Source organism: Kineococcus sp. AC630 (assembly GCF_979255925.1).
In genome coordinates, this window is sequence record NZ_CEEDMJ010000006.1 from 121,471 (window position 1) to 147,398 (window position 25,928).

At 71.1% G+C, this 25,928-nt stretch carries 32 protein-coding genes; 16 read left to right on the forward strand and 16 right to left on the reverse strand.

Going from position 1 to position 25,928, the window contains the following annotated elements:
- Positions 1-5 precede the first annotated feature (5 nt).
- The 3 genes from AC0I8G_RS08425 to AC0I8G_RS08435 all read left to right on the forward strand — a co-directional run bounded on the left by AC0I8G_RS08425 (position 6) and on the right by AC0I8G_RS08435 (position 1,621).
- A complete protein-coding gene (locus AC0I8G_RS08425) occupies positions 6-215 on the forward strand; it encodes a helix-turn-helix domain-containing protein (protein ID WP_471729501.1) in 210 nt (69 codons plus the stop codon).
- A 378-nt stretch (positions 216-593) separates the two neighbouring features.
- Positions 594-842 (forward strand): hypothetical protein, encoded by a 249-nt coding sequence (locus AC0I8G_RS08430; RefSeq protein ID WP_471729502.1) that lies wholly within the window; start codon positions 594-596, stop codon positions 840-842.
- 5 nt (positions 843-847) lie between these two features.
- Positions 848-1,621 (forward strand): TIR domain-containing protein, encoded by a 774-nt coding sequence (locus AC0I8G_RS08435; RefSeq protein WP_471729503.1) that lies wholly within the window; start codon positions 848-850, stop codon positions 1,619-1,621.
- A 147-nt stretch (positions 1,622-1,768) separates the two neighbouring features.
- On the opposite strand, the gene AC0I8G_RS08440 is transcribed toward AC0I8G_RS08435, so the two are convergent.
- The 10 genes from AC0I8G_RS08440 to AC0I8G_RS08485 form a co-directional block, all read right to left on the reverse strand.
- Complete coding sequence (locus AC0I8G_RS08440; protein ID WP_471729504.1) at positions 1,769-2,029, reverse strand: HNH endonuclease; 261 nt, start codon at positions 2,027-2,029, stop codon at positions 1,769-1,771.
- On the reverse strand, positions 2,029-2,973 hold the full coding sequence (locus AC0I8G_RS08445; protein WP_471729505.1) for a phage major capsid protein: 945 nt from the start codon (positions 2,971-2,973) through the stop codon (positions 2,029-2,031). The genes AC0I8G_RS08440 and AC0I8G_RS08445 overlap by 1 nt, the downstream gene beginning before the upstream one ends.
- A gap of 37 nt (positions 2,974-3,010) precedes the next feature.
- Positions 3,011-3,403 carry a hypothetical protein gene (locus AC0I8G_RS08450; protein ID WP_471729506.1) on the reverse strand — a complete coding sequence of 131 codons (393 nt, stop codon included), beginning with the start codon at positions 3,401-3,403 and terminating at the stop codon, positions 3,011-3,013.
- 50 nt (positions 3,404-3,453) lie between these two features.
- A complete protein-coding gene (locus AC0I8G_RS08455) occupies positions 3,454-3,696 on the reverse strand; it encodes a hypothetical protein (protein WP_471729507.1) in 243 nt (80 codons plus the stop codon).
- Complete coding sequence (locus tag AC0I8G_RS08460) at positions 3,693-4,100, reverse strand: hypothetical protein (RefSeq protein ID WP_471729508.1); 408 nt, start codon at positions 4,098-4,100, stop codon at positions 3,693-3,695. Before AC0I8G_RS08460 ends, AC0I8G_RS08455 begins: the two co-directional genes overlap by 4 nt.
- A complete protein-coding gene (locus AC0I8G_RS08465) occupies positions 4,097-4,348 on the reverse strand; it encodes a WhiB family transcriptional regulator (protein WP_471729509.1) in 252 nt (83 codons plus the stop codon). The genes AC0I8G_RS08460 and AC0I8G_RS08465 overlap by 4 nt, the downstream gene beginning before the upstream one ends.
- Positions 4,345-5,460 carry an AAA family ATPase gene (locus AC0I8G_RS08470; RefSeq protein WP_471729510.1) on the reverse strand — a complete coding sequence of 372 codons (1,116 nt, stop codon included), beginning with the start codon at positions 5,458-5,460 and terminating at the stop codon, positions 4,345-4,347. Before AC0I8G_RS08470 ends, AC0I8G_RS08465 begins: the two co-directional genes overlap by 4 nt.
- Positions 5,460-5,723, reverse strand: a complete 264-nt coding sequence (locus tag AC0I8G_RS08475; protein ID WP_471729511.1) for a hypothetical protein — start codon at positions 5,721-5,723, stop codon at positions 5,460-5,462. Before AC0I8G_RS08475 ends, AC0I8G_RS08470 begins: the two co-directional genes overlap by 1 nt.
- The gene (locus AC0I8G_RS08480; protein ID WP_471729512.1) at positions 5,723-6,034 is read right to left on the reverse strand and encodes a hypothetical protein; all 312 of its coding nucleotides are present in this window, start codon (positions 6,032-6,034) and stop codon (positions 5,723-5,725) included. The genes AC0I8G_RS08475 and AC0I8G_RS08480 overlap by 1 nt, the downstream gene beginning before the upstream one ends.
- Positions 6,035-6,101: 67 nt before the next feature.
- Entirely contained in the window at positions 6,102-6,287 is a 186-nt protein-coding gene (locus AC0I8G_RS08485) for a helix-turn-helix transcriptional regulator (RefSeq protein ID WP_471729513.1), read from the reverse strand.
- A 97-nt stretch (positions 6,288-6,384) separates the two neighbouring features.
- Here AC0I8G_RS08485 and AC0I8G_RS08490 point away from each other — a divergent pair, with 97 nt between their 5' ends.
- Together AC0I8G_RS08490 and AC0I8G_RS08495 are read left to right on the forward strand one after the other, a co-directional pair.
- Positions 6,385-6,888: a helix-turn-helix transcriptional regulator gene (locus AC0I8G_RS08490; protein ID WP_471729514.1), complete on the forward strand. Its 504-nt coding sequence runs from the start codon at positions 6,385-6,387 to the stop codon at positions 6,886-6,888.
- Positions 6,863-7,966 (forward strand): tyrosine-type recombinase/integrase, encoded by a 1,104-nt coding sequence (locus AC0I8G_RS08495; protein ID WP_471729515.1) that lies wholly within the window; start codon positions 6,863-6,865, stop codon positions 7,964-7,966. The genes AC0I8G_RS08490 and AC0I8G_RS08495 overlap by 26 nt, the downstream gene beginning before the upstream one ends.
- A gap of 3 nt (positions 7,967-7,969) precedes the next feature.
- Here the strand turns inward: AC0I8G_RS08495 and glnA are convergent, their stop codons facing one another.
- On the reverse strand, positions 7,970-9,394 hold the full coding sequence (gene glnA / locus AC0I8G_RS08500) for a type I glutamate--ammonia ligase (RefSeq protein ID WP_380260126.1): 1,425 nt from the start codon (positions 9,392-9,394) through the stop codon (positions 7,970-7,972).
- Positions 9,395-9,556: 162 nt separating this feature from the next.
- Here glnA and AC0I8G_RS08505 point away from each other — a divergent pair, with 162 nt between their 5' ends.
- Complete coding sequence (locus AC0I8G_RS08505; protein WP_471729516.1) at positions 9,557-9,973, forward strand: RDD family protein; 417 nt, start codon at positions 9,557-9,559, stop codon at positions 9,971-9,973.
- A gap of 89 nt (positions 9,974-10,062) precedes the next feature.
- Here the strand turns inward: AC0I8G_RS08505 and AC0I8G_RS08510 are convergent, their stop codons facing one another.
- From AC0I8G_RS08510 to AC0I8G_RS08520, 3 genes are read right to left on the reverse strand one after another with little or no spacing between them, the layout of a single operon-like run.
- Entirely contained in the window at positions 10,063-10,794 is a 732-nt protein-coding gene (locus AC0I8G_RS08510) for a DUF4191 domain-containing protein (protein ID WP_471729517.1), read from the reverse strand.
- 37 nt (positions 10,795-10,831) lie between these two features.
- The gene (gene lipA / locus AC0I8G_RS08515) at positions 10,832-11,833 is read right to left on the reverse strand and encodes a lipoyl synthase (RefSeq protein ID WP_328295597.1); all 1,002 of its coding nucleotides are present in this window, start codon (positions 11,831-11,833) and stop codon (positions 10,832-10,834) included.
- A gap of 21 nt (positions 11,834-11,854) precedes the next feature.
- Positions 11,855-13,231, reverse strand: coding sequence for a serine hydrolase domain-containing protein (locus AC0I8G_RS08520; protein WP_471729518.1), 1,377 nt, complete (start codon positions 13,229-13,231; stop codon positions 11,855-11,857).
- 50 nt (positions 13,232-13,281) lie between these two features.
- Between AC0I8G_RS08520 and AC0I8G_RS08525 the strand changes: the two genes are divergently transcribed.
- Together AC0I8G_RS08525 and AC0I8G_RS08530 are read left to right on the forward strand one after the other, a co-directional pair.
- Positions 13,282-14,214 carry an LLM class F420-dependent oxidoreductase gene (locus tag AC0I8G_RS08525; protein ID WP_471729519.1) on the forward strand — a complete coding sequence of 311 codons (933 nt, stop codon included), beginning with the start codon at positions 13,282-13,284 and terminating at the stop codon, positions 14,212-14,214.
- Positions 14,215-14,375: 161 nt separating this feature from the next.
- Positions 14,376-15,266, forward strand: a complete 891-nt coding sequence (locus AC0I8G_RS08530; RefSeq protein WP_471729520.1) for a glycosyltransferase family 2 protein — start codon at positions 14,376-14,378, stop codon at positions 15,264-15,266.
- A gap of 45 nt (positions 15,267-15,311) precedes the next feature.
- Here the strand turns inward: AC0I8G_RS08530 and lipB are convergent, their stop codons facing one another.
- Positions 15,312-15,959, reverse strand: a complete 648-nt coding sequence (gene lipB / locus AC0I8G_RS08535; protein ID WP_471729599.1) for a lipoyl(octanoyl) transferase LipB — start codon at positions 15,957-15,959, stop codon at positions 15,312-15,314.
- 95 nt (positions 15,960-16,054) lie between these two features.
- Here lipB and AC0I8G_RS08540 point away from each other — a divergent pair, with 95 nt between their 5' ends.
- The 3 genes from AC0I8G_RS08540 to AC0I8G_RS08550 are packed head-to-tail and all read left to right on the forward strand — an operon-like array spanning position 16,055 to position 19,468.
- On the forward strand, positions 16,055-17,437 hold the full coding sequence (locus AC0I8G_RS08540) for an amidohydrolase family protein (RefSeq protein WP_471729521.1): 1,383 nt from the start codon (positions 16,055-16,057) through the stop codon (positions 17,435-17,437).
- On the forward strand, positions 17,434-17,934 hold the full coding sequence (locus AC0I8G_RS08545) for a nucleoside deaminase (RefSeq protein ID WP_471729522.1): 501 nt from the start codon (positions 17,434-17,436) through the stop codon (positions 17,932-17,934). The genes AC0I8G_RS08540 and AC0I8G_RS08545 overlap by 4 nt, the downstream gene beginning before the upstream one ends.
- 7 nt (positions 17,935-17,941) lie before the next feature.
- Positions 17,942-19,468: a helix-turn-helix domain-containing protein gene (locus AC0I8G_RS08550; RefSeq protein ID WP_471729523.1), complete on the forward strand. Its 1,527-nt coding sequence runs from the start codon at positions 17,942-17,944 to the stop codon at positions 19,466-19,468.
- A 192-nt stretch (positions 19,469-19,660) separates the two neighbouring features.
- Here AC0I8G_RS08550 and AC0I8G_RS08555 read toward each other — a convergent pair whose 3' ends face one another.
- Positions 19,661-20,179 (reverse strand): hypothetical protein, encoded by a 519-nt coding sequence (locus tag AC0I8G_RS08555; protein WP_471729524.1) that lies wholly within the window; start codon positions 20,177-20,179, stop codon positions 19,661-19,663.
- A gap of 116 nt (positions 20,180-20,295) precedes the next feature.
- Between AC0I8G_RS08555 and AC0I8G_RS08560 the strand changes: the two genes are divergently transcribed.
- From AC0I8G_RS08560 to AC0I8G_RS08580, 5 genes are read left to right on the forward strand one after another with little or no spacing between them, the layout of a single operon-like run.
- Positions 20,296-21,786, forward strand: a complete 1,491-nt coding sequence (locus tag AC0I8G_RS08560) for an aldehyde dehydrogenase family protein (RefSeq protein WP_471729525.1) — start codon at positions 20,296-20,298, stop codon at positions 21,784-21,786.
- Positions 21,783-23,237: an NtaA/DmoA family FMN-dependent monooxygenase gene (locus AC0I8G_RS08565; protein WP_471729526.1), complete on the forward strand. Its 1,455-nt coding sequence runs from the start codon at positions 21,783-21,785 to the stop codon at positions 23,235-23,237. Before AC0I8G_RS08560 ends, AC0I8G_RS08565 begins: the two co-directional genes overlap by 4 nt.
- Positions 23,234-23,734: a thiamine pyrophosphate-binding protein gene (locus AC0I8G_RS08570; protein WP_380260115.1), complete on the forward strand. Its 501-nt coding sequence runs from the start codon at positions 23,234-23,236 to the stop codon at positions 23,732-23,734. The genes AC0I8G_RS08565 and AC0I8G_RS08570 overlap by 4 nt, the downstream gene beginning before the upstream one ends.
- Complete coding sequence (locus AC0I8G_RS08575) at positions 23,731-24,363, forward strand: thiamine pyrophosphate-dependent enzyme (protein WP_471729527.1); 633 nt, start codon at positions 23,731-23,733, stop codon at positions 24,361-24,363. Before AC0I8G_RS08570 ends, AC0I8G_RS08575 begins: the two co-directional genes overlap by 4 nt.
- Before the next feature lies 1 nt (position 24,364).
- Positions 24,365-25,906 (forward strand): GMC family oxidoreductase, encoded by a 1,542-nt coding sequence (locus AC0I8G_RS08580; protein WP_471729528.1) that lies wholly within the window; start codon positions 24,365-24,367, stop codon positions 25,904-25,906.
- Positions 25,907-25,928: the final 22 nt, after the last annotated feature.

Sequence of the window (25,928 nt, forward strand, 5' to 3'; positions counted from 1 at the left end):
GGCCCATGGAAGAGGACCTGTACCTGCTGACCATCCCGGAGACCGCCCGGCGCCTCGGAGTACACCGCGACACCGTGTACAACCGCATCGCTTGCGGCGACCTGCCCGTCGTTGACATCGGCAAGGGCAAGAGCAAGAGTCGCGTGCGTTCCGACCACCTCCGCCGGTTCATCGAGGCCCGCACTAGGACCGCTCCCCGATCCGGATCTCAGTGACGGCGGTTCATGGCGGCGAACTGGCGCGCGGTCCGGGCGTAGGGGTCACGGCCGCGGGGTGGATGCTGCTGCGGTTCCGGTCATGAGCGTCGCCCCGTCGGGCTCTCTCGTTAGGTCCAGGAAGCCGGAGTGGTGTTCGGCACTGTGACGTGCGCGGTCCCACCCATGATTTCGAAATCCACTTCTACGACGTATTCCCCTCCGGGTTCCCGCCTGTGCGTGACTGACAAGACCGTCCCCGTGACGAGCTCCTCACCCCTGCTTTCAGTCGTCAACGAGAGAGTCACTCGACGGTTGATGAGGGTCCCGTCCATGTCGCGGGCAGCGCGTTGAGTCATGTGCCAACACTATGCGTAAGTGCTTGGCTACGGTGGTCGTATGACTCAACGCGAAGCTGTAGAGCAGTGGTGGGCTGATCTCGACGAGTCCACACGGCGGCAGGTCCGCACCCTCGTCGACGGCAACGTCGTCCTCCCGCCCGACATCGGCATGACGATGGCCCAGCACGGCGTCACCGTCGCCGCGGCCTGGTGGCCGGGCACCCAGCAAGGCCCCGAAGGCTTCAACCCGCCCCCCGTCCTCGTGGAGTTCCTCGAGAAGACCGTCGACGGCACAGATCGGAGCTGAGCAAGGTGGACCGCGAACGCAAGAAGGAACTGATCCAGGGACAGCTCGACAAGGCTCGCGACGGCGTCGTTCACGACCTCGATCTCTGGCGCCAGGAGAACGAGGTCATCCTGCGAAACACCGTCGGCGACGCCAACCCGCAGTACGAGGCATTGAAGGGCGTGCAGTACAGCCCGACCGTCCTGTGGGGTGGCATGGCCGACAGCGTCTACGACGAAGCTCGACGAGACGGCATCGCGAGGGCAACCGCGATCCTGACGGCCTGCTTCATCGAGATCGACATCTCCGGAGGACTCCCCGAGCCGGGTGACGGGGCCCATCCTTCGACGTCCGGCACCGTGTTCATCGTCCATGGCCGCGACGACGCGAAGAAGCACGAAGTTGCTCGCTTCCTGCGCGAGCTCACGGGCATGAACCCAACGATCCTCATGGAGGTGGAGAACGGCGGGAGAACCATCATCGAGAAGTTCGAAGATGCCGCTCGAGAAGCCGCCTTCGCGGTCGTCCTTGGGACCGGGGACGACGTTGGACGGGTGAAGGACAAGACCGAGGACCAACCTCGAGCGCGCCAGAACGTCATCCTCGAGCTGGGGTTCTTCATCGGCCGGCTCGGCCGCGACAAGGTGGCGCTCCTGTACGAGGAAGGGGTGGAGTTGCCATCCGACATCGCCGGATTCCTGTACACCACCCTCGACGCAAACGGAGGATGGAAGGCGCCCCTGGCCAAGGAGCTCAGAAAGGCTGGAGTGGGGATCAACGCTGACGCCCTCCTGAGCTAATCCCACCCCCCCGAGGTCCCTCCATGCGTTGTGGAGGGACCTCTTCGGTGTGCCGCTCAAGTCGGTGGAAATCCGTGGGGAGAGAAAAGGCCGGACTGCCCCGGGCAGTCCAGCCCCACCCCTAGGAGTCCCCCCGGTGGGGGCAGGTCACCAGTTGCGGGAACCACCGAGGTCGTAGCTCGGGCGGCTCAGGCCGTAGCTCGGGGGACGGTTCCCGCGGCGAAGGTTGCACCGGAGATGACTCGGTGCGCAGTTGGTGATGTCGAGCTCTGGCCCGCCGAGGGAGACAGGGACGATGTGGTCAACGCTGTCAGCCCCGGGTCCGCCGCACAACCAGCAGACCCGGGACTTGGCGAGCACCTGAGCGCGGAGACGACGCCAGGGGCGGCCGGCGCGCTTGGTGGCCATCAGACGGTCTTGATGACCTTGATGACGGCGGCGGGGTGGGGGAAGCCGAAGCCGATGCGCATGGTGGCGCGGATGGCGGTGCGGTCGCTGGTGAAGAACGCCGACTTGTCGATGTCGAGGGTGGTGTCTCGTCGGATGACGATGGTGACGCGGTCCTCGGGAATGCCCCAGATGGTGCCCGCGGTGACGGCCGGGGAGGACAGGACCGGGACCCCGGAGATGCGGCGGGTGGTCGGCTCGGTCGGGTCGGGGGCGAAGAGGGGGACCTGGCTGCCGCTGGCCTGCTTGGTCTTGGCCAGGGCGAGGACGTCGGCAGGGTTGGCGACGAACGCGCGGAGGGTGACGCCGGCGGCTTCGGCTGCGGCGATGGCCTCGAGGAAGGGGTCGAGGGTGACGAACGCGGCGGGGATCGCGGAGACCGTGGTGATGCCGGCGAGTCCGGCGAGTCCCTTGGGGGCCGGGGAGGCGAGGTTGCCGAAGAACGCGACGTCGAGCTTGCGGGCGATGTCGCGGGCGATGCCCTGCCCGACGACGGTCGCGGCCTCGGGGGTGGAGTCCTCGGCGAGTTCGTTGGTGATGACGGTGAGGGCGGCGAGCTTGGACGGGGTGACGTCGAGCTCGGCGACCTGGGCGTCGGAGAGGGGGATCTCAGCGCCTTCAGCGACCCAGCCGGCGGAGGGGTCGGCGGTGACGATGGGGATGCGGAACGTCGGGGAGTCGGTCTGCACGACGGTCGAGACCTGGGTGGCGATGGAAGCCTGCGTCACGGGGGTGACGACGAGGTTGCCGATCTGCTCAGGGCGGATGATCGACGTCGCGGTGGTGGTGTTCATGGCCATGATGGCTGGGCTCCTCTGGAGGGGTGCGAACGGGGTGTGGTGCTCCGTTGCGGCCTGCCGCGTTCGGTTGCCCTCCTGGGCTGCTGTCGGTTCCTGGTGGGCCACGGGCCCCGCCGAGAGTCGACGGGGCCCATTCTAGCGGCTACTTCCGACGCAGCACTGAGTTCCAGCCACTGCCGAACGTCGTGCCGTCGGCGCCGCGAGCTCCCTGGGAGAGGTCCGGGCGAGGGGGCTGCGGTCGGCGGAGGTGCGCGCGCTGCTCCAGGAGTTGCGTGGTCGCGGTATTCACCTTCTCGACGTCGAGGATGCCGTCCTCGTCGAGGAGCTCGTCGAACTGGGTGCCGTAGCGGAGGAGGTCGTCGGGGTCGGTGAGGTGTTCCGCGGCGAGCGTGCGGAGGAGGTTCTCCTGCTGGCCCCGAAGACGTGCGGTGAGGGCGTCGCGCTGGGCCTCAGCCTCGCGCAGGCGGGTGCGGTACTTGGCGGCCTCACGGTCGCCGGCGGGCTTCTCCGGAGCATCCTGAGGCGTCTCGGGCACCTCCTGGGGGTCAGGGGTGGGCTCGGTGCTGGGGGTGGTGGTTTCAGTACTCACTGGGGGTCCTCCGGTCGGTTCAGGATGGCGATGACGTCGGCGGTGGTCTCGGCCTCGAGGAGTTCGCGATCCCAGCCGAGGAGTTCGGGGGAACTTATGCGCCGGCCGCGGAACGTCTCGCGAGTCACGCCCAGGGGTTCACCGTCGGGTGTCTCGTGTAGGGAGTCGAAGTTGACGGTGGCCTCGCCGCGGTAGATGGCGCGAGCCAGGGTGAGGGAGAGCTTGCGGGGAGTGCTCACGGTTTCGTCTCCTGCGGGTCAGTGTGGATTTCGGGCTCGGGGGGATAGCTGACCGGACTGCCCGGGCAGTCCGCGATCGAGGGGGTGGTCTCAGGCCCCTGGGGTGCTACCTCGAACCGTCGGGCGCGGACGTGGGGGCTGAGGAACTGGACGGCGACGCGTGCGCTGTCCTGGACGGGGCGGCCGGTGGCCTGCACGAGCTCGACCTCGGCGGCGGTGGCCTGCCTGGTGAAGACGTACCCGGGGTAGTAGCTGTAGGCGTCGAGGTCAGCGATCAGGCGGGAGTCCTCGGCGGCTCCGAGCATGCAGGCGGCGAGGTGGGTGAAACGGACACCGAGCTCATCGTCGGGAACGTGCGGTCCGGTGCAACGGGGGCAGACGATGGGCGAGACGGGTTCGGTCACGCGACGTTCTCCTTCGTCGTGGTGGTGTGGGTGTGATCGCGCCCGCCCCAGACGCCAAAGCGCTCTCCGGCGGTAGTGGCGTAGACCCCGCAGGCCTCAAGGACGGGGCAGGCGGTGCAGTGCTTGGCGGCCTGGGCGCGGACGCGGTGGTCTTCGGAGTACCAGCGGTCGTCGCCGCGGCAGGGCACGTCCCCGCCGATGTCGGCAACGGCCCGGGTGAGGCGATCGAGGGCCTCCTGGGCCGTCACGACGCCTCCTTAGGGGGGTCATAACGCTCATAACGCCGTAACGGCAGGACGTCTCCGTCGTCCTGACCAGCGTCGACGTCCAGGGTGGGCGTTACGGCGTTACGGCTGTTATGCGTTACGGCGCTGATGTAGAGCCCGTCGGCCTTGTCGACCTCCCCGGCCTTGTCCATTTGGAACAGGCGCTGCCGCACCGTGTTGCCGTTCTCGCCGAGGGCGTCGGCGATCTGCTTGGGCGTCGCACCCTGGGAGTCCTGCAGGTAGGTGGTGATGCGCCGGCGGAGGTCTCCCATCTGCAGGACCTGGACGGGCTCGTCGAGGAGGGTCCAGGCGCAGCTGGTGGGGTCGAACGCGAGTCCGTAGTCGTTCTCGGGGACGTCGCGGCCGGTGACGGAGAGGACGGCGTCGGCACTGTTGCGTCCGCGCTTGGCGATGAGGATGGCGTCGGCGGCGCCGGTCAGTCCGGTGGAGCCGCTGACCTCGTTGAAGACGTCGTTCTCGTCGCTGGACTTGCGGGTGTGGTGGACGGCGACGACGGCCACGGAGTGCTTGTCGGCGAGGGCCTTGAGCTGGGAGATGACCGCGTAGTCCTGGGCGTAGAGGTCGCTGTTGCGGCCACCCTCGGGGGGTCGGATCTTGCGCAGGACGTCGACGATGACGAGGCGAGCGTGCGGGGTCGCGGTGAGCCAGGAGTCGATGGCGTTGATGCCGTCGGGCATCGTCGGGAGCCAGGTGACGATGTGGAAGTCGGAGGGGACGGGCTTGTCGCCGAGGAGGATCCGCAGGCGGCTCTGCAGGCGCCGGGGGGTGTCCTCGAGCGCGGCGTAGAGGACCGCGCCCTGCTCGACGTCGATCTTTCCGAGCGCCTTCCCGCCGGCGGCGATGGCCAGGCCGAGGCCCAGGCAGAACCACGACTTGCCGATCTTCGGGGCACCGACGAAGAGGTTGAATCCTTCGCAGATGAGTCCTGGGACGGCGTACTTGGGTTCGGGGAACTCGCGGTTCATCAGCTCGGCGGCGGAGGAGAACCACCCGTTCTCGCGGCCACGGACCTCGAGCAGCGAGGGCTCATCCCAGGGCGGGGGAACTTCCCCGTCGTAGTAGGTGTCGTCCATCAGGCCGCCACCTCCTGCGGGGTGAGTCCCCAGGATTCGTAGGCACGTCGCCGGATCTCTTCAGGGGTGCGGCCGGGGCAGTTGATGCGGGTTCGTGCTGTCTGCGTATCCGTTGCGGCGGCGCGTTTCACGGAGGCGATGGCCTCGGGGGTGAACATGGCGACCTGGTCCGCGCGTTCCTGTTCGGCGCCGGCGAGGAAGCCGTTCTCCCAGCCACACAAGTACCAGGCGTAGCGATCGGGGGCGATGCGGGCGAGGTCCATCACAGATCGCCCCCGATGCGGACGGCGGTGAGGTGGACGACGACGACTTCGGCGCGCTGACCGCGATCCCAGGCGGCGCGGACGGCGTTCTCGGCGGCCTTCAGCGTGAAGAAGGGACGCAGCCGGTAGTGCTTCTCGCCCGTATCTGGATCGACCAGCTCGGTGGCCGTGATGGCTGCGAGGCGACCGCTGACAGATGCGAGGAGGTCCGCATGGAAGCTACTCTGGAGGGGAACTTCGTCGGTGGGGTTCGTAACGGTTGGGGCGGCGCTTCCTGTGGCGGGGGGCGCCGCTCGTCGTTCTGGGGTCATTCGCGTTTCCGCTTCTCGATGGCCCGCGGGTCCGATGACGGACACTGGGGGTTCCGTTTCGGGTTGTTCAGGCAGCCGGGTGGACGGCTTGTGCCTCGATCCACGCGAGAACCTCGCCGGGCTTGTAGCGGACGAGGCGGCCGATCTTGTAGTGCCGCGGTCCCTGGCCGATGTGCACCCACCAGCGCCAGGTGGCCTCGGGGGTCCCCGTGCGGCCGGCGACCCACTTCGTGTCCACGTACTCGAGGTCCACTTCATCCCCTTTCGTCGTAGGACGCCACTACGTCCTGCGGTGAGCATGGGGGCTATGGGGTAGTCACGTCAAGTCATGGTGTTGTAGGGTCCTATCCATGAACCGGATGACCGCAGGGGTGGAGGATGACGAGGCGCGTCTTGCGCGCAACGTGGCCCGGGCACGAGAGCGCAGGGACTGGTCCCAGGAGGATGTCGCGCGACGCATGGCCGAGCACGGCTTCAAGTGGCACCAGAACACGGTCAGCCGGCTGGAAAAGGGCGAGCGGTCGCTCAAGATGACGGAGGCCTTGGCCTTGGCGCGCATCTTCGAGACGTCCGTAGATGGCCTGGTGGCTGATCCGGATGAACAGGAGCTGGTCCGCTCCATCACGTTCGACGTGGAGCTTCTACCGAAGGTGCGTCATCGGGTGCACCGAGACCTGAGTCTGATCGACGCCACGCACAGGAGTCTGCTCGAGGGTCTTCCTGCGCTGGAGGGCTACGGCACTGATGAGCACGCGGGGCGCCTCGCTGCAGCACGAGAGGTGCTGAAGATCACGCCACAGTCGGTAATCGAGGAGTGGAGGCCGGGCCTTGGCCTCGATCGCGAAGCGCCCTGACGGCCGTTGGCGGGCCCGCTACCGGGACGCCACTGGCAAGGAGCACGCCAGGCACTTCCCTCGAAAGGTCGACGCACAGGCATGGCTCGACGGCGTCACGACGTCGGTCCAGAGCGGCACCTACATCGACCCCAAGACGGCGAAGCTGACCGTAGGGGAGTGGTGCGCGACGTGGCGCGACGGGTACGCAGGCAAGAGGGCCTCGACGGTGAGGCAGGCCGACGTCCACCTGGCCCGGATCGTTGCCGAGTTCGGAACCATGCGCCTGGCTGACGTGAGGCCGTCACACGTCCGTTCCTGGCTCGCGCGGCTGCAGGCCGAGGGCTTGGCGGCCAGCTACGTCTACGCGCTTCACGGTCGCCTTGGTCAGGTGTTCTCAGACGCCGTCCACGACGGGATCGTGCCGAGGTCCCCGTGCTCGCGGCGGACGTCGCCGAAGGCGGGGGAGCAGCGGGCCTACGTCGCCACGACGGAGCAGGTGTGGGCGTTGTTCGAGGAGTTCCCAGAGCGGCAGCGTGTCGCCGTACTGCTCGGGGCGATGGTCGGTCTGCGTACCGCGGAGGCCGTGGGGCTTCGAGTCCAGGACGTGGACTTCTTGCGCGGTGTCGTCACGCCGACGGTGCAGGCCGGCGGGTTGCCGCTGAAGACGGAGTCCTCGAGGTGGCCCATCCCGATCCCACGCGAGCTGGTGGAGGACTTCCTGGCGCCGCACGTCGCGCGGTGGCCGGCGGAGACACTGCTGACCAACGACCAGGGCGAGCCGTTGCCGACATGGACCCTGGATCGCCTTGTGCGTCGCGCGCGCTCCCGGATCGACCTGCCGGAGGATTTCCGCTTCCATGACCTGCGGCACTACTTCGCATCGCTGCTCATCTCGCAGGGCCTGGATGTGAAGGTGGTGCAGCGCCGGGTCAGGCACGCCTCGGCGAAGACGACGCTGGACACCTACGCGCATCTCTGGCCGGACTCCGACGACACGACAAGGGCCGCCGTCGCGTCCGCGTTGTCCGCTCGTGCGGACTGGTTGCGGACTGGCGACGACGGCCCAGGGCGTCTACGCAGGTCAGAGGCTCAATGAACCTCAGATGTCGTAGTAGAGCTCGAACTCGTGCGGGTGCGGACGCAGCCGGATCGGGTCGATCTCGTTGGTGCGCTTGTAGTCGATCCACGTCTCGATGAGGTCGGGCGTGAACACGCCGCCCTCGAGGAGGTACTCGTGGTCGGCTTCGAGCGCGTCGAGCACGGAACCCAGGTCGTAGGGGACCGTCTTGATGTTCGCGTGCTCCTCGGGCGGGAGCTCGTAGAGGTCCTTGTCGACCGGGTCGGCCGGTTCGATGCGGTTCTTGATGCCGTCGAGGCCGGCCATCAGCTGCGCCGCGAACGCCAGGTACGGGTTCGCCGACGGGTCCGGCACGCGGAACTCGATGCGCTTGGCCTTGGGCGAGTTCCCCGTGATCGGGATGCGGATGCAGGCCGAGCGGTTCCGGGCCGAGTACACCAGGTTCACCGGTGCCTCGTAGCCCGGGACCAGGCGGTGGTAGGAGTTCACCGTCGGGTTGGTGAAGGCCAGCAGCGACGGCGCGTGGTGCAGCAGACCGCCGATGTACCAGCGCGCGAGGTCGGAGAGACCGCCGTAGCCCTTCTCGTCGTAGAAGAGGGGCTCGCCGTCCTTCCAGAGCGACTGGTGGCAGTGCATGCCGGAACCGTTGTCACCGAACAGCGGCTTGGGCATGAAGGTCACGGTGTGACCGTTGCGCAGCGCCACGTTCTTGATGATGTACTTGAAGAGCAGCAGCTGGTCGCCGGCGTTCTTCAGGGTGTCGAACCGGTAGTTGATCTCGGCCTGACCGGCGGTGCCCACCTCGTGGTGCGCGCGCTCGACGCTGAGACCGGCCTTCTCCAGCTCCACGACCATCTCGTCCCGCAGGTCCGAGAAGTGGTCGATCGGCGCGACGGGGAAGTAGCCACCCTTGTACCGGGTCTTGTACCCGAGGTTGCCACCCTCCTCCTTGCGACCGGTGTTCCACGCGGCCTCGATGGAGTCGATGTGGTAGTACGACTCGCGCTGGTTCGTCTCGAAGCGCACGTCGTCGAAGATGTAGAACTCGGCCTCGGGGCCGAAGAAGACGGTGTCGGCGATGCCGGTCGTCTTCAGGTACGCCTCGGCCTTGGCCGCGACGTTGCGCGGGTCCCGGCTGTACGCCTCGTTCGTGAACGGGTCCACGATCGAGTGGTTGATGACGAGGGTCTTCTCCTTGCGGAACGGGTCCAGGAAGGCCGACGTCGGGTCCGCGATGAGCTTCATGTCCGACTCGTGGATGGCCTGGAAGCCGCGGATCGAGGACCCGTCGAACATCTGGCCCTCGGAGAGCGCGTCGAGGTCGAGCGTCTTCGCGGGGATGGTGAAGTGCTGCATCACGCCCGGCAGGTCGCAGAACCGGATGTCGACGAACTTCACGTCCTCACTCGCGATGTAGTCGAGGACCTCTTGGGCGTTGCTGAACATCCAACCTCCAGAAACGGATCCGGCCCGGATGTCGAGCCGCCGCGGACGCGCTGACCGTAGGGGCACGATGTTTCGTGCTTGTTACGACCGCGTTTCCGGTAGCTTACCGAGGTCGTGGAGGTGAGGACAGGGAGACCCGCCGGGCCCACGTACGCTGACCGGGTGGCCGAGCGATCGATCGAGAACACGCCCCCGCAATCCGCCGGGGTCCGGCTCGGACTGCCCGCCGAGGGCCGCGGCTCCGTGGCCGGCTGGGGGCGACGCTTCTTCGGGGTGCTCGTCGACTGGGTGATCGCGAGCCTCATCGCCCGCGCCTTCCTCACGTCCCTGGGGGCCCAGTTCGGTCCGCTCCTGGTCTTCTTCGTCATGCACCTGCTGCTGGTGTCCACGATCGGGATGACCATCGGTCACGCCGTCGTCGGGATCGCGGTGCGGCGCCTGGACGGGCGTCCCGTCGGCTTCGTCGCCGGCTTCGCCCGCGCGCTGCTGCTGAGCATCGTCATCCCTGCCGTCATCACCGACCCCGACCGCCGCGGACTGCACGACAAGGCCGCCCAGGTGGTCGTCGTGCGGCGCTGACCGCCCCGCGCACGACGAAGCCCGCCGCTCTGCGCGACCTCGACGGTCGTGCGAACGGCGGGCTTCCCCGTTGCGGTGCGGGTGGGCGGTCAGCGACCGCGCATGGCCCGACGGTCCGGGCGGGCGCGCATCGGGTCGATGCCCTTGGGCACCGGGGGACGGATGCCGCCGAGGGCCTTGAGGCGCTTCTGCACGGTGGCCACCTCGTCCTTGGTCAGCTGCGGCTTGAGGCGCTGGACGCGCGACGCCAGCTTGCGCAGCGGCACCTCGTTCTCACCGCCACCGTCGCCGACGGTGAACAGGTGCACCGGGACGTTGGGCGCGATCCGGTTGACCTTGCGACGTTCGGCCTCGAGCAGCTTCCTGACCCGGGTCGGCGGGCCGTCCCCGACGAGGACGATCCCGGCGCGACCGGTCGCGCGGAAGACCATGTCCTGGCTGCGGGCCTCGGCGGCGACGGGTTCCTGCTCGATCGTCCAGCCGCGGCGGATGGAGCTCAGGGCCGCCCCGGCGGCGCCCTTCTGCCCGTCGAGGTTCATGTAGGCGGCGCGCTCGGCGCGCCGGCCGAGCAGGAACATCGCGAGCAGGACGCCGATCATGACGCCGAGGATCGTGAAGTAGATCGGGTGGTCCACGAGCAGGCCCAGGACGAGACCCACCACGATCGGCCCCAGCAGGGCCGCCAGCAGCACCCACTTCGCGCCCGGGTCGACCCGGACGGTCATGTCGTAGACCTGCTTCAGCTGGCGGGTCCGGGCGAACCGCTGCTTCTTCGGCTTCTGTGCCGGGGTCGCGCCCGCAGGCTTCTCACGTCGTGCCATGCGGGCAAGGATACGGCCCCGGCCGGGGAGCCCCGGATCAGCGCGCGAGCAGGCTGGACGCCTCCTGTGCGGCGGGGCTCTCCTTGTCCAGGTGGGCCAGCTGCTCGGGGAGGGCGACACCGCGCTTCTTCATCGCCTGCGCCCACAGGCGCCCCGCCCGGTAGGACGAGCGGACCAGCGGACCGGCCATGACCCCGGAGAAGCCGAGGCGCTCAGCCGCCTCGGAGAACTCCACGAACTTCTCCGGCTTCACCCACCGCGCCACGGGGTGGTGGCGCGGGGTGGGTCGCAGGTACTGGGTGATGGTGATGATGTCGCAGCCCGCACCGTGCAGGTCGGCCAGCGCCTCGAGGACCTCCTCGTCGGTCTCACCCATGCCGAGGATGAGGTTCGACTTCGTCACCAGCCCGGCGTCGCGGCCCTGGGTGATCACGTCGAGGGAACGGTCGTAGCGGAACGCCGGGCGGATGCTCTTGAAGATGCGCGGGACGGTCTCGACGTTGTGCGCGAACACCTCGGGCCGGGCGTCGAACACCTGCTGCAGCAGGTCCGGGCGGCCGTTGAAGTCCGGGACGAGGATCTCCACGCCCGTGCCCTCGTTGTGCGCGTGGGTCTGGCGGATCGTCTCGGCGTAGAGCCACGCACCCCCGTCGGCCAGGTCGTCACGGGCGACCCCGGTGATCGTCGCGTAGCGCAGCCCCATCGTCGCGATCGACTCCGCGACGCGGCGCGGTTCGTCGCGGTCCAGCGGCGAGGGCTTGCCGGTGTCGATCTGGCAGAAGTCGCAGCGGCGGGTGCACTCGGAGCCCCCGATGAGGAAGGTGGCCTCGCGGTCCTCCCAGCACTCGTAGATGTTGGGGCAGCCCGCCTCCTCGCACACCGTGTGCAGTCCGCCGGACTTCACCAGGCCCTTCAGCTCGGTGTACTCCGGACCGGTGCGGGCCTTCGTGCGGATCCACGACGGCTTCCGCTCGATCGGCGTCTCGGCGTTGCGCGCTTCGATGCGCAGCATCCGCCGCCCTTCCGGTGCGAGAGTCACGCCCACCAGCCTACGTCGGGCTCACCCGCGAGGTGCCCACCCCCGGGGGTCGACCCCGCCGGGGACGTCGGCCCCGGGGTCGTAGGGGGTGCGGGTGAGGCGGAAGCTGGCCAGGTCCAGGTGGCCGACGGTGCCGTCGGCCCCGCGGACCGGGCGCAGCAGTTCGCCCGCGTAGTAGTTGTCCAGCCCGCGCCAGGTCCCGGGTTCGCCGGCGGGGACGAAGCGGGACGCGCGCCCGCGCCCGGTCATGCCCCCGAGCTCGAAGCCGTCGCTCGTGGCGCGGACCAGCAGCGGTGTGGGTCCCCAGTACCAGGGCCCGACGAGCTCGATGACGTCGGCGGGGACCTCCCGCGGGACCCACGGTGCGGGGGAGAGCGGTTCCTGCGTCGCGAGGGTCGACAGCAACCGGCTCGGCAGGTCCCCGAACCCCGACGTCGAGTTCGTCAGGGCGATGACCGCGTCGCCGGTCTCGACGTCGACGCGCAGCATCGCCACGAACCCCGGCATCGACCCGGAGTGGCCGGCGTGACGGCGGCCCTCGACGTTCCAGAGCTGCAACCCCAGGCCGTAGCCGACCGACCAGGGGCCCCCGCGGGCGTCGTCGACGCTCTGCGGTTCCCACATCGCCTCGACGGTGTCGCGCCGCAGCACCGGCGAGGTGCCGGCGACGACGCCCACCCAGCGCGCGAGGTCGGCGACCGTCGACCAGATCTGCCCGGCGGGGGCCATCGCGCCGGCGTCGTGCTCGGGTTCGGGCAGGACGACGTCGGCCCACGGGTGCACGGCCAGACCGCGGGCGGCGGGGGCCTGCGGGCGCATCGAGGTGCGCGACATGCCGAGGGGGAGGAGGAACTGGGTCGCGACGACGTCGCGCCACGTGCTGTCGCGGACCCGTCCCACGAGCTCGCCGAGGACGCCGAAACCGACGTTGGAGTAGTGGAAGCGGGTGCCCGGGCGGTGCCGCACGGCGGAGGCGCCGAGGATCGGGAGGAGGGAGTCCCAGCCGCCGCCCTCCGTGCGCTCCCACCAGGGCCCGTCGGTCTCGGCCTGCACGCCGCCGGCCTGGCCGAGCAGCTGGCCGACGCTCACCCGCCCCACGCCGTCGGTGAGCTCGGGCAGGTGCGCGCGCACCGGGTCCTCGAGACCGACGAGACCGTCCTCGACGGCGCGCATCACCGCCGCCGCGACGAACGTCTTCGAGATCGACCCGACCCGGTACTGGGTGTCCCGTGCGTCCAGGGGGGCCTCGACCCCGGTGCTCCCGGCGGCGGCGCTCCAGACCAGGCTCCCGCCGCGCACGAGACCGGCCACCACCGAGGGCAACCGGGAACCGCTCTGCTCACGGGCGAGCAGGTGCTCGAGGGTGCGGGTGGTGCCCGGCAGCAACGTGACGTCCATGCTCCGACCCTGCCAGAGCTCGGCTCCGGGCCACCCGGCAGGATCGGGGTGTGGACCTGCGCATCTTCACCGAACCCCAGCAAGGCGCCAGCTACGAGGACCTGCGACGGGTGGCCGTGGCCGCCGAGCAGACCGGGTTCTCGGCGTTCTTCCGTTCCGACCACTACCTGACGATGGGCGGCTCCGGCCTGCCCGGCCCGACCGACGCGTGGACGACGCTGGCCGCCCTGGCCCGCGACACCACCTCGATCCGCCTGGGCACGCTCGTCAGCTCTGCGACCTTCCGCCACCCCGGGGTGCTGGGCATCCAGGTGGCCCAGGTCGACGAGATGTCCGGCGGCCGTGTCGAACTCGGCCTCGGGACCGGGTGGTACGAGGAGGAGCACACCGCCTACGGCATCCCGTTCCCCTCGCTGAAGGAACGCTTCGACCGCTTCGCCGAGCAGCTCGCCCTCATCACCGGGTCCTGGGCGACGCCCGTGGGGGAGACGTTCGACTTCGCCGGTGAGCACTACCGGCTGACGGGCTCGCCGGCGCTGCCCAAACCCGTCCAGTCGCCGCCGCCCATCATCGTCGGCGGGGCCGGGAAGAAGCGCGGTGCGGCGCTGGCTGCGCAGTACGCGGCCGAGTTCAACTCCGGGTTCTCCTCGCCGGCCGACACGGCCGCCGCCTTCGGCCGGGTGCGTGAGGCGTGCTCGCTCGTGGGGCGCGACCCCGCCTCGCTGGCCTACTCCTCCGCCCTCGTCGTGTGCTGCGGCCGGGACGAGGAGGAGGTGGCCCGCCGGGCGCGGCACATCGGCTCGGAGGGCCGCGACCCCGACGAACTGCGGCAGAACGGGCTCGCCGGAACGCCCGCGGAGGTCGTCGACGCGATCGGTCGCTACGCCGAGGCCGGGGTCGAACGGATCTACCTGCAGATCTGGGACCTGGACGACCTCGACCACCTCGAGCTGATCGCCGCCGAGGTCGCACCCCAGCTCTGACCCCCGGTGTCGTCCCTCCCCCACACGGCGGGAGGGATGACGCACGGTCCGCCCGGGGTGACGGTGTCACCCCAGGTGAGAGTTGTGGTGCCGTCCCGCGCCGGTGCACCCTCGCAGCAGGAGACGCCGGGTTCCGGGGTCGGGTGCGGCAGGAGGCCACGGTGCGGGACCACGAGCGCGAGGACGCGCCGACCGTGAGCGTCGGTGTCCCCGTCTACAACGGCGAGGCGTACCTCGAGCAGACCCTCGAGGCGCTGCTGGACCAGTCGTACGCCGACTTCGAGCTCATCATCTGCGACAACGCCTCGACCGACCGCACGCGCGAGATCGCGGAGGGGTTCGCCGCCCGCGACGACCGCGTCCGCTACCTGCGCAACCCGAGGAACATCGGTCTCGCGAAGAACTTCAACCGGGTGTTCCAGCTCTCGCGCGGGAAGTACTTCCGCTGGGCGATGGCCGACGACCTCGTCGACCGCACCAACCTCGCGGACTGCGTCGCCGCCCTCGAGGCGGATCCCGGGGTGGTGCTCGCCGTGCCGACCTGGGACCTCATCGACGCCGAGGGGCGTCCCGCCCGCGGTGGCCGGGAACTGGCCTCGTTCAGCTGGGACGAGGACCCGGGTCGCCGGATGGCGCAGTTCCTCGACATGATCAACGGCCGCTCCTCGATCGCGGTGCTGGCCTACCTGTCCGGGCTGATCCGCAGCGAGGCCGTCTGGGGGACCGACCAGCTCGGCAGCTACCCGTGCTCGGACCAGGTCCTCCTCGGGCAACTGCTGCTGCGTGGCCGGTTCGTCGAGGTGGCGACCCCGTCCCTGCACGTCCGGCTGCACGAGGCCTCGGCCGGTCACGGGATCGGCACCGGTGACTACGCCGCCGTCCACCGCACGTTCTTCCCCGACAACCCACCGGCGAACCTGTTGCGCTGGAGGGCGACCCGCTACCGCAAGATGTGGGACGTCCTGCGCGACGCCGCGAGCTCGTCCTCGCAGCGTCTCGCGCTGCAGGCCCGCTACGCCAAGGGTTCGGCGATCCAGCTGCTCCCGATCTGAGCCCCCGGTCCGAACCCCCGGTCCGAGCCCGTCGCCGGGGTCCCCTCAGCCGGGGAGGTGCGCGGCGGGGAGGAGTTCCTCGACGACGTCCGCGGCGTCGACGACGCCGACGCGGCGCCCCGACCGGGCGCTCAGCGACGCCGCCCCCGCGTCGGGCAGACCGCACGGGACGATGTGGCTGAAACCCCGCAGGTCGGTGTCGCAGTTCAGGGCGAAACCGTGCATCGTCACCCCCTTCGCGACCCGCACCCCGATCGCGGCGAGCTTGCCCTCCGAACGCCACCCGGGGGCCAGCGGTTCGGCTCCCGTCCAGACGCCGGTGCGGTCCGCCACGCGGTAGCCCTCGACACCGAACCGCGCGGAGACCGCGATGAGGAGTTCCTCGAGGCGGCGCACGTACCCCACGACGTCCAGCGCCCCGTGCAGCCGCACGATCGGGTACCCCACGAGTTGTCCCGGTCCGTGCCAGGTGATCCGCCCACCGCGGTCGACGTCGACGACGGGGGTTCCGTCGTCGGGGCGTTCCCAGGAGTTCGTCCGCTTGCCGGCGGTGTAGACGGGGGCGTGCTCCAGCAGGAGGACGGTGTCCGGTCGATCACCCGCGACGACCTCGGCGTGCCGGGTCCGCTGCAGCGCCCAGGCTTCGCGGTAGTCGACCGGGTGCGACCCCAGGGCGACCCGCTCGACCTGCAGCGCCGCCACCCCGAGCTCCGGTCCCCGCACCGGGCCAGCCTACGACGCGCGGTCCCGGGGTCCCCGCCCGCCGGAGGTTCTGGGACCCTGTGCCCGTGCCCCTCACCACCACCTACACCGCCGACGTCGTGGTGCCGCTCGCGGGCGCCGGTCCCGAGCGGCACCGCATCCTCGCCCCCGGGGCCGTGGCCGTCAGCGGCCGGACGATCGTGGCGGTCGGGACGCCCGAGGACGTGCAGGCCGCTCACCCCGACGCCACCGTGGAGCACCTGCCCGGCCGGGTCCTCATGCCCGGTCTGGTCAACGCCCACCACCACTCCGGTCTGCTGCGCGGTACCGCCGAGCACCTGCCGGTCTGGGAGTGGCTCCGGCTGCACATCGATCCGATGCACCGGGTGCTGCGCCCCGAGGAGGCCGAGGCGGCCGCGTGGCTCTGCTACGCCGAGGGTCTGCTCTCCGGCACGACGACCGTCGTCGACATGTGGCGCTACCTCGACGGCGCCGCCCGGGCCGCCACGCAGCTGGGGAACCGGCTCGTGACCGTGAACTACGTCGGGGCCCACCCCGAGCACGACTACTTCGACACCCTCGACGACAACGAGCGCATGCTGCGCGAGTGGGCCGGCGCCGCCGACGGCCGCATCGTGCCGTGGGTCGGTCTCGAACACCCCTTCTACGCCGACGAGGCCGGTCAGCGTCGCGCCATCGCCCTGGCCAACGAGTACGGCACGGGGCTGTACACGCACTGCTCCGAGGCGGAGGTCGAGATCGAGCAGTTCCAGCAGCGCTACGGCGCCCGGCCCGTGCACGCCCTCGACCGGCTGGGGTTCTTCGACACCCCGCGCACGGTCCTGGCGCACGCCGTCTGGCTCGACCCCTCCGAGATCGAGCTCCTCGCCGCCCGCGGTGGTGGCGTCTCGCACAACCCGGTCAGCAACATGAAGCTCGCGAGCGGTTTCGCCCCCGTCGCCGAACTCCTCGAGGCCGGGGTGGCCGTCGGGATCGGCAGCGACGGCGAGAAGGAGAACAACAACCTCGACCTGTTCGAGGAGATGAAGGTGGCGTCCCTGCTCGGGAAGCTGCGCACGCTCGACGCGGCGGCCATGGACTCCTGGCAGGTCCTCGAGATGGCGACCCGCGGCGGTGCCCGCGCCATGGGACTCGACGAGACCACGGGATCGCTTGAACCGGGCAAGCAGGCCGACGTCATCGCCGTGCGCCTCGACACCCCGCGGATGACGCCGCTGTTCACCGCGGGTCCCTACACCAACGTCCACCACAACCTCGTCCACGCCGTCCGGGGGTCCGACGTCGACCTGACGATGGTCGCCGGGAAGGTCGTCGTCCGCGGCGGGGAACTCCTCACGGCGGACCTGCACGAGGTCATCGCCCGGGCGAACGCCGCCGTCCCCGGACTCTTCGCCCGCCGCAGCGCCTGGCTCGCGGAGAACGGCGAGCCGGAAGGAGTCGTGCCGTGAGCACCGGAACCCCCGAGACCCCGGTCACCGAGACCGACCTCGCGCGTCTGCGCGACGCCATCGCGGTGTCGCGCCGGGCCCGCGAGAACGGCCAGCACCCCTTCGGGGCCGTGCTCGTCGACCCGTCCGGAGCCGTCGTCCTGGAGTCGGAGAACAGCGTCCCCGCCGACGGCGACTGCACCGCGCACGCCGAGCTGAAGCTCGCCCGCGCCGCGTTCCAGGCCTTCGGCTCCGCCGCGCTGGCGGAGTTCACGCTCTACACCAGCGCCGAGGCCTGCGCGATGTGCTCCGGGGCGATCTACTGGTCGGGCATCGGCCGGGTCGTGCACGCCCTGAGCGAGGCACGGCTGGGCGAACTCACCCGGGACCACGAGGAGAACCCGACCATGGCCCTCTCCAGCGCCGCCGTGCTCAACGCCGGGCAGCGTGTCGTGCGCGTGGCGGGCCCGGCGCTCGCCGACGAGGCCGCCGCGGTGCACGAGGGTTTCTGGGTCTGAGCCTCCCGTGAAGCTGTCGGAGCTGGTCGGGGTACGCGCCCTCGGGCTGCGCGTCGTCGTCGGCGGCGGCACCGCAGGAGAACTCCCGGTCACCGGCGCGTTCATCACCGACCTGCCCGATCCGTCGCGGTTCCTCGGTCCGGGGACCGTCGTCCTCTCCAACGGTCTCTGGGTGGAACGCCCCGACGGCGTGGAGCGGTTCGTCCAGGCCCTGGTGGGCGCCCGCGCGACCGCACTGGTCCTGGGGCTGGTGGAACTCGGGGAGGTCCCGCCCGTACTCGTCGAGGTCGCCCGGCGCGAGGGGCTCGTCGTCGCGACGCTGCCCGAGGGCGCCTCCTTCGGCTCCGTCGTCCAGGCCGTCGTCGAGGGGGTCGGCGGTCCACCGGCGGCGACGTCGCCCGCGGCGGAACTCGCGGCGCGGATCCAGCAGACCGTCGCGGACGGGGCGCTGGACGGGGGACTGGCCCTCGTGCGGGACCGGTTCGGGGTGGACTGCTGGGTGGTCGACGACGACGGCACGGTGCCGGTGGTCGCGGGTGACCTCGACGCCGGGCTCGTCGTCGCCGTCTGGGCCGGGAAGGCCCCGTCCGTCGGAGTGACGTCGTGGCCGCTCGGGCCGCCGCGCTCGCGGGCCCGGCTGGTGGCCCACCACCCCGGTGCGGACCTCGTCCCGGAGGCGGCCCGGGCCTTCGACACGCTCGCCGCGGTGCTCCGCCCGGAACTGCGGTTCGCCCACCGGTCCCGCACGGCGCGCTGGGAGCGGACCTCCGGGCTCCTCACCGCCGCCACCGACGAGTCCCTGCCCCGGGGGGAGGTCGCCGCGCTGTCCCGGCTGGCCGCGCTCGACCCGCAGGAACCCCTGCGGGTCCTGCTCGCCCGCACCACCGGAGCGGAGTTCCCGGTCGAGGCCCTCGTCGAACTGCTGGGACGGGTCGGTGCGGGCGACGGTGTGCGGATCGCCGTCGGGCTGCACGCGGGCACCGCCACCGCCGTGCTCTCGGAACCTCCCGCCGCACCCGGCCTGGGGGTGCGCCTGACGCAGGCGCTGCCCGAACCCCTCGACCTGCTCGACGGGCGGACCCTCGTCGTGGCCAGCAGCGACCCGGTGACCGGGGTCGGGGGGTTGGCGAGCGCGCTGGCCGTCGCCACCGAGCGCCTCGGGGAGTTCGACGCCCGCCCCGGGCCGGCGGACGGAACCGTCGTGCTGCTGGACTCCTCGGCCGGCGGCGACCACCGGTCGCTGCTGCGGATGCTCCCCGCCTCCGTCCGGGCGGCGTTCGCCGTGGGCGTCCTGGGCGAGCTCGAGGACTACGACCGCCGTCACGGCGCCGACCTGGTGAGCACCGTGCGGGTCTTCCTCGACCACGGCGGGTCCTGGCAGGACGCCGCCCGGGCGCTGCACGTGCACCCCAACACCCTGCGCTACCGCATCGCCCGGATCGAGGAGGTCACCGGCCGCGACCTCTCCACGATCCGGGACCGCGTCGACGTGTTCCTGGCGCTGCAGTGCCGTCCCGCCCCCGGGGACGGCTGAACCCCGCACGCGGCTCGTCGCAACGTCGACGAAACACCGCGGAAACCTGGTGGTCGCAGGCACCGGGAGGGTGGGCTCGCGGCCCGGTGGTTTCGTCCGATCGCACGTGGCCGACCGCGCGTGCCGGGGAGTTCACTGGGGGCACCCCCACCCGTGGACAGGAGCACCGTGTCGAACAGCCCGACGTCGCCCTCAGGTCGTGGTGCCGTCGTCGGTCCCGCCAGTGGTCCCGTCGGTGGTTCCGCCAGTGGTCCCGTCGGTGGTCCCGTCGTGCTGGTCGAGCTGCCCGCCCGAGCCGTCGCTCAGGTCCGGCGGTGCGCCGAAACGACCGGTGGAACCGTCGAGCTGTCCGGGGAACTGCCCGGTCGTGCCGGGGACGAGCTGGCCCGTCTGCGACGTCGCCACACCGCCCGCGTTCGCGTGCCCGATGGCGTAGCCGCCCGCCCCGCCGCCGACGAGGAGGACCAGTCCGGCACCGGTGAGCGCGAACGGCATCCAGCGCCTGCGACGGGTGGGGGCCGCGCCACCGGGGGCGAGCGGCGTCGCGGCCCAGTAGCTCTGCGGCCAGACCGGCGCGGTCGAGGGACCGGTCGTGGCCAGGGCGGGGGAGCCGGTGAAACCGACCGGGCCCGTACCGCTGGGGACCACGGTGCCCTCGACGGGCTGGTCGCGGCGGTGGTCGTCCTGCGGGCCACCAGGGGTGTGGTTCATCGCGCGTACTCCTCGGATCGGGTGAGAACCCCACGGTGGGCGGCCTCCCCGCGAGAACACCCTGGCGCGACTGTGCGCGCTCTGTGCTTCGCCGTCCCCTTCCGGAAGGACCGACCGTGACCGTTCCCGCCCCCGGTGCCCGCACCCGGGAGTTCCTCGACCGATCCCCGCACGGACTGCTCATCGACGGCGCCTTCTGGCCCGCGGCCGACGGCCGGTCGTTCAGCACGACGGACCCCGCCACCGGTGCGGTCCTGGGCGAGCTCGCGCGGGCCGGTGCCGGCGACGTCGACGCCGCCGTGGCCGCGGCCCGCACCGCGCTGGAGGGACCGGCCTGGACCGGGACGACCCCGGCCGAGCGCGCCAAGCTGCTGTGGCGCCTCGCCGACCTCCTGGAGGCCGACCTCGAGCAGCTCGCCGAGCTGGAGGTCCTCGACCAGGGGAAGAACCTGCGCACCGCGCGGTTCGGGGAGGTGCCCGCCGCGATCAACCAGTTCCGCTACTACTCCGGCTGGGCCACGAAGATCCTCGGTCAGACGATCCCCACCTCGCTCTCGCGCACCCCCGTCGGGCGCGAGGTCCTCGCCTACACCCGCCGCGAACCGGTGGGCGTCGTCGCGGCCATCGTGCCGTGGAACTCACCGCTGCTCATGGCGAGCATGAAACTGGCGCCCGCGCTGGCCGCCGGCTGCACCGTGGTCCTCAAACCCGCCGAGAACACCCCGCTCACCGCGGTGCGCCTCGCGGAGCTCGTCGTCGAGGCCGGGTTCCCGGCCGGCGTCGTCAACGTCCTCACCGGCTACGGCCACGAGACGGGTCAGGCGCTGGCCGACCACCCCGGCGTCGACAAGGTGGCCTTCACCGGGTCCACCGCCGTCGGCAAGCGGCTGCTCCGTGCGGCCGAGGGGAACCTCAAACGCCTCACCCTGGAACTCGGCGGGAAGTCACCCGCCATCGTGCTGCCCGACGCCGACCTCACCGAGGCGGTCGAGGGGATCTCCCGCGGCATCTTCGACAACGGCGGCCAGGTCTGCGTGGCGAGTTCCCGGGTCTACGCCCACCGCGACGTGCACGATCGGCTCGTCGAGGGGATGGCCGCGTTCGGCCGGGGGTTGCGGCTGGGGCACGGCCTCGACCCCGAGACCGACCTCGGGCCGCTGGTCAGCACCGCTCAGGCCGAACGCGTCGAGGGCTACCTGCGCGAGGACGGTCTCGAGGTCGTCAGCGGCGGACGGCGCAGCGGCGCGCTCGGGACGTTCGTGGAACCCACCGTCGTGACCGGCGTCGCGCAGGACCACCGCATCGTGCGCGAGGAGGTCTTCGGGCCCGTCGTCACCGTCACGCCCTACGACGACCTCGACGAGGTCCTCGCCTGGGCCAACGACAGCCGCTACGGCCTCGCCGCCAGCGTGTGGACGCAGGGTTTCAGCTCCGCGCACCGGGTGGCGCACCGGATCCGGTCCGGGACGGTCTGGATCAACTGCCACTCCTACCTCGGCCCCGAACTGCCCAAGGGCGGGCACAAGGAGTCCGGCTGGGGGTACGAGAACGGGCCGCAGGGCCTGGAGAACTACCTGGAGACCAAGACCGTGGTGGGGCTGCTGTGACCCCGCGACGCAAGCGCATCGCCCTCGGGGTGTTCGAGATGATCAACCCCAGCAACGGCATGCCGACCTGGACCCACCCGGGCGGTCGTGGTGACGACTGGGACGACCTGGGCTACTGGATCCGGCTCGCCCGGACGCTGGACCGCGCGGGGTTCGACTTCCTCTTCTTCGCCGACACCTACGGCTACCCGACGATCGAGGGATCGCTGCCTGCGGAGGTCGCGGCGCACGGCCTGCAGTTCCCCGCGCTCGACGCCATGCTCGCGATCCCGGCGCTGGCGATGGCGACGGAGCGGCTGGGTTTCGTCGTGACCTCCCCGACGACGGTCGAGCACCCCTACGCGACGGCCCGGCGGTTCGCGTCGCTGGACCACTACACCCGCGGGCGGATCGGCTGGAACGTCGTGACCGGCTCGTCGCAGTCCACGACGGACGGGTTGTTCGGCGTGGCCGCGTCGGGGACGCACGACTCGCGCTACGACGTTGCCGACGAGTTCGTCGACGTGTGCCTGCAGTTGTGGCAAGGCGGCTGGGAGGACGGTGCGGAACTTCGGGACCGTAGCGCCAACGTGTACGCCGACCCGGCCCGGCTGCACCGCACCGAGCACTCGGGGAACGCGTTCCGGGTGTCGGGGCAGTTCGCCGTCGCCCCCTCCGCGCAGCGCACCCCCGTCCTGTTCCAGGCCGGGACCTCGGCCCGCGGCCGGGCGTTCGCCGCGCGCAACGCCGAGGCCGTCCTCATCCAGGGCCAGACGATCGCCCAGGCCGGGGCGCACGTCGCCGACATCCGCGCCCAGGCCGTCCGGCACGGTCGGCCCGACGACGTGAAGGTCATCACCGGGGTGACCGTGACCGTGGCGGAGAACTCCGCCGCCGCGCGGGAGAAGCGCGCCGAGCTCGACGCCTGCTTCGCCGTGCGGGACGCGGCCGTCGTGTTCGCCGGCTTCACCGGCCTCGACCTCCGCGAGGTCGACCCCACGACCCCGCTGACGGCGTTGCCGCCCAGCGACTCCGGGCAGACCCTGGTCAACCGCTTCGTCCGGCCCGGCGAACCCGTCCCGACCGTCGGGCACGTCCTCGACGACTTCCGGCGGAAGGCGATCCGAGGGTTCCAGGTCACCGGTTCCCCCACGGAGGTCGCCGACGAGCTGACCGCCATCGTCACCGGCAGCGACGTCGACGGGTTGATGCTCGAACCGACGTTCGGCGGGCAGGAGTGCTACGAGGAGTTCATCGAGCTCGTCCAGCCGTTGCTGCGCGACCGCGGTCTGCTCGGCGAGTCTTCCGGCCCCACGACGACAGGAGCCTCCGGCCCCACGACGACGGGAGCCTCCGGACCCACGCTCCGCGAGAGGCTGTCCGGTCGTCCCGGTGGCCGGCTCGCACCGACCCACCCGGGGAGCCGGTTCTCGCTCCCCGGCCCCCCGAAGACCGAGGAGACGAGCGCATGACCCCCGAAGCCGTCGAGGCGGTGATCGCCGGGCTGAAGAAGGCCGGCGTCAGCGTCGTCGCGTACCTGCCCGACTCCCTGCTCAAGGAGCTCTACCCCGCCCTGGACGCCGACCCGGACATCCGGACCATCCAGGTGACCAACGAGGGGGAGGGGGCCGCGATCTGCGGCGGGGTGTTCCTCTCCGGCAAGCGCGCCGCCCTGGTCATGGAGAACTCCGGGCTGCGGGCCGCGACGGAGCACCTCGCGCGGATGGGCCTCGGTGCCGGGATCCCCGTCATCATGCTCATGAGCTACCGCGGGGAACTCGGCGAGAACAACTGGTGGGCCATCCCGCACGGGATCACCATGGAACCGCTGCTCGACGCCCTGCGCACCCCCTACCGGATCGTGCGGGAGGTCGGCGAGATCGAACGCGCGATCACCGACTCCTACGACTGGTCCTACAACGCCTACTACCACTCGGCCGTCGTGCTGGGCGGAGGGATCGTCCGATGAGCGCCACGACGACGGCCAAGATGTCCCGCTACCAGTGCATGGAGAAGCTGGGCGCCCGCCTGCAGGACGAACTCGTCGTCCTGTCCCTCGGTGGGGCGGTCGACGAGTGGTACGACGCGGCCCCGCACATGCGCAGCGCCAGCCTCTTCCAGCAGCAGCTCGGGTGCGTCACCCCCGAGGCGTTCGGCCTCGCCGTCGGGCTGCCGCACCGGCGGGTCGTGTCCCTGGACACCGACGGGGGGTTGCTGTTCAACCTCGGCATCCTCGCCACCCTGGGCAACGAACAGCCGAAGAACCTCTTCGTCGTGGTGTGGGACAACGAGCAGTACCAGTCCATCGGCGGCCCGAGGACGCACACCGCCAGCGGTCGCGTCGACCTCGCCGCGATCGCCCGTGGCTGCGGGGTGGAGAAGGCGTTCGTCACCAGCGACCTCGACGAGTTCGACGCCCACTGCGCCGCGGGACTCGCGGCCGACGAACCCTACGTGCTCGTCGCCAAGACCGACGGGATCCTGCAACCGGGGATCAAGCGCAAGCACTCCGACGGCCGGGAGGACAAGTACGTCTTCGTCCGCCACGTCGAGGCGACCGAGGGCATCACCATCATGGGCCCGAGCGAGCACAACTGAGATGACCTACGACTACGTGGTGGTCGGTGGTGGCGCGGCCGGCTGCGTCCTGGCGAACCGGTTGTCGGCCGACCCGGCTGCCCGGGTGCTGCTGCTGGAGACCGGCCCCGACCACCGCGGGCTGGCCGACGTCCTCGACGCCGGTCGCTGGGTGTCGTTGCTCGGTGGGGACCTGGACCACCGGCACGTCCACGCGCCCACCGACCTCGTGGACGGGCGGACGATCCCGATCCCGCGCGGCCGGGTGCTCGGCGGGTCCTCCAGCATCAACGCGATGCTCTGGTACCGCGGGCACCCGAGCGACTACGACGACTGGGAACGTCGCGGAGCGAGCGGCTGGAACTGGGCGTCGCTGTTGCCGTACTTCCGGCGCAGCGAGGACTGGGAGGGCGGGGCGAGCGAGTTCCGCGGAGCCGGTGGCCCGATGCGGATCGAGACCTCGAAGGACCCGCACTCCGTCGCGTCGGCGCTGCTGAGCGGTGCGGGCGAACTCGGGCTGCCCGTGATCGAGGACGCCAACGCCGCCGACAACCTCGGGGCGACGCTGGCGAACTTCAACGCCCGCCGCCGCGCGGACGGTGTCCTGGAACGCTGGAGCACGGCGCGGGGCTACCTCGAACCGGCGCTGGAGCGACCGAACCTGCACGTGCTCACCGGCTCCCCGGTGCACCGCGTCGTGTTCGAGGGCCTGCGCGCCGTCGGGGTGGAGCACGTCGTGGACGGTGGACTGCGGACGACCCGGGCGGAGCGGGTGGTGCTGTCCGCCGGTGCCCTGGAGACCCCGCGGCTGCTCTCGCTGTCCGGGATCGGGGACCCCGCGGAACTGTCCCGGCTCGGGCTCGCGACGCGGGTCGCGCTGCCGGGGGTGGGGGACCGCTACGCCGACCACCCGCTGCTCATGGGCATGGTGTTCCGGGCCCGCGAACCGCTGGGCCCGGTGCGGGACAACGGGGGTGGCGCGATGCTGAACTGGCGCAGTTCCGTGGCCGGGGTGGGCCCGGACCTGCACGCGTTCGTCGTGCAGGGTCCGCACGCCGGTCCCGAGGTGCGCGCCGCCCACGACGTGTCCGGCGACGTCTTCGCCGTGTCGCCCGGTCTGATGGGCTCGCGCAGCACCGGAGCGGTGCGGCTGACGTCGGCGGAGCCCGGCGCTCCGCTGCACGTCCAGCCGAACTACCTCGCCGAACCCGATGACCTGCAGGCGCTGGTCGAGTCGATCGACACCGTCTTCGACCTGATGGCGACCTCGGGGTACCGGGCGCTGAGTTCCGGAGCGGCGGCGCCGGAACGTCGCCCGCGCGACCGGGCGGAGGCCGTGGCCTTCGTGCGCCGCAGCGTCGACACGTTCTTCCACTCCAGCGGCACCGCCGCGATGGGGACCGACGAGCGGTCGGTGGTCGGGCCGGACCTCGCGGTGCACGGGGTGGAGGGGTTGTCCGTCTGCGACGCGTCGGTGTTCCCGTCGATCCCGACCTGCAACACCCAGGCCCCCGTCATCGCCGTCGCCGAACGCGCCGCGGACCTGTTCCGCGCCCGTCCCTGACCCGCGCTCCCGCGGGGAAACC

Coding starts and splice junctions, on each gene's coding strand:
- AC0I8G_RS08425 (WP_471729501.1), top strand. CDS start 6: ATGGAAGAGGACCTGTACCTGCTGACCATCCCGGAGACCGCCCGGCGC.
- AC0I8G_RS08430 (WP_471729502.1), top strand. CDS start 594: ATGACTCAACGCGAAGCTGTAGAGCAGTGGTGGGCTGATCTCGACGAG.
- AC0I8G_RS08440 (WP_471729504.1), bottom strand. CDS start 2,029: ATGGCCACCAAGCGCGCCGGCCGCCCCTGGCGTCGTCTCCGCGCTCAG.
- AC0I8G_RS08470 (WP_471729510.1), bottom strand. CDS start 5,460: ATGGACGACACCTACTACGACGGGGAAGTTCCCCCGCCCTGGGATGAG.
- AC0I8G_RS08475 (WP_471729511.1), bottom strand. CDS start 5,723: ATGGACCTCGCCCGCATCGCCCCCGATCGCTACGCCTGGTACTTGTGT.
- AC0I8G_RS08480 (WP_471729512.1), bottom strand. CDS start 6,034: ATGACCCCAGAACGACGAGCGGCGCCCCCCGCCACAGGAAGCGCCGCC.
- AC0I8G_RS08490 (WP_471729514.1), top strand. CDS start 6,385: ATGAACCGGATGACCGCAGGGGTGGAGGATGACGAGGCGCGTCTTGCG.
- glnA (WP_380260126.1), bottom strand. CDS start 9,394: ATGTTCAGCAACGCCCAAGAGGTCCTCGACTACATCGCGAGTGAGGAC.
- AC0I8G_RS08510 (WP_471729517.1), bottom strand. CDS start 10,794: ATGGCACGACGTGAGAAGCCTGCGGGCGCGACCCCGGCACAGAAGCCG.
- AC0I8G_RS08520 (WP_471729518.1), bottom strand. CDS start 13,231: ATGGACGTCACGTTGCTGCCGGGCACCACCCGCACCCTCGAGCACCTG.
- AC0I8G_RS08555 (WP_471729524.1), bottom strand. CDS start 20,179: ATGAACCACACCCCTGGTGGCCCGCAGGACGACCACCGCCGCGACCAG.
- AC0I8G_RS08570 (WP_380260115.1), top strand. CDS start 23,234: ATGACCCCCGAAGCCGTCGAGGCGGTGATCGCCGGGCTGAAGAAGGCC.
- AC0I8G_RS08575 (WP_471729527.1), top strand. CDS start 23,731: ATGAGCGCCACGACGACGGCCAAGATGTCCCGCTACCAGTGCATGGAG.
- AC0I8G_RS08580 (WP_471729528.1), top strand. CDS start 24,365: ATGACCTACGACTACGTGGTGGTCGGTGGTGGCGCGGCCGGCTGCGTC.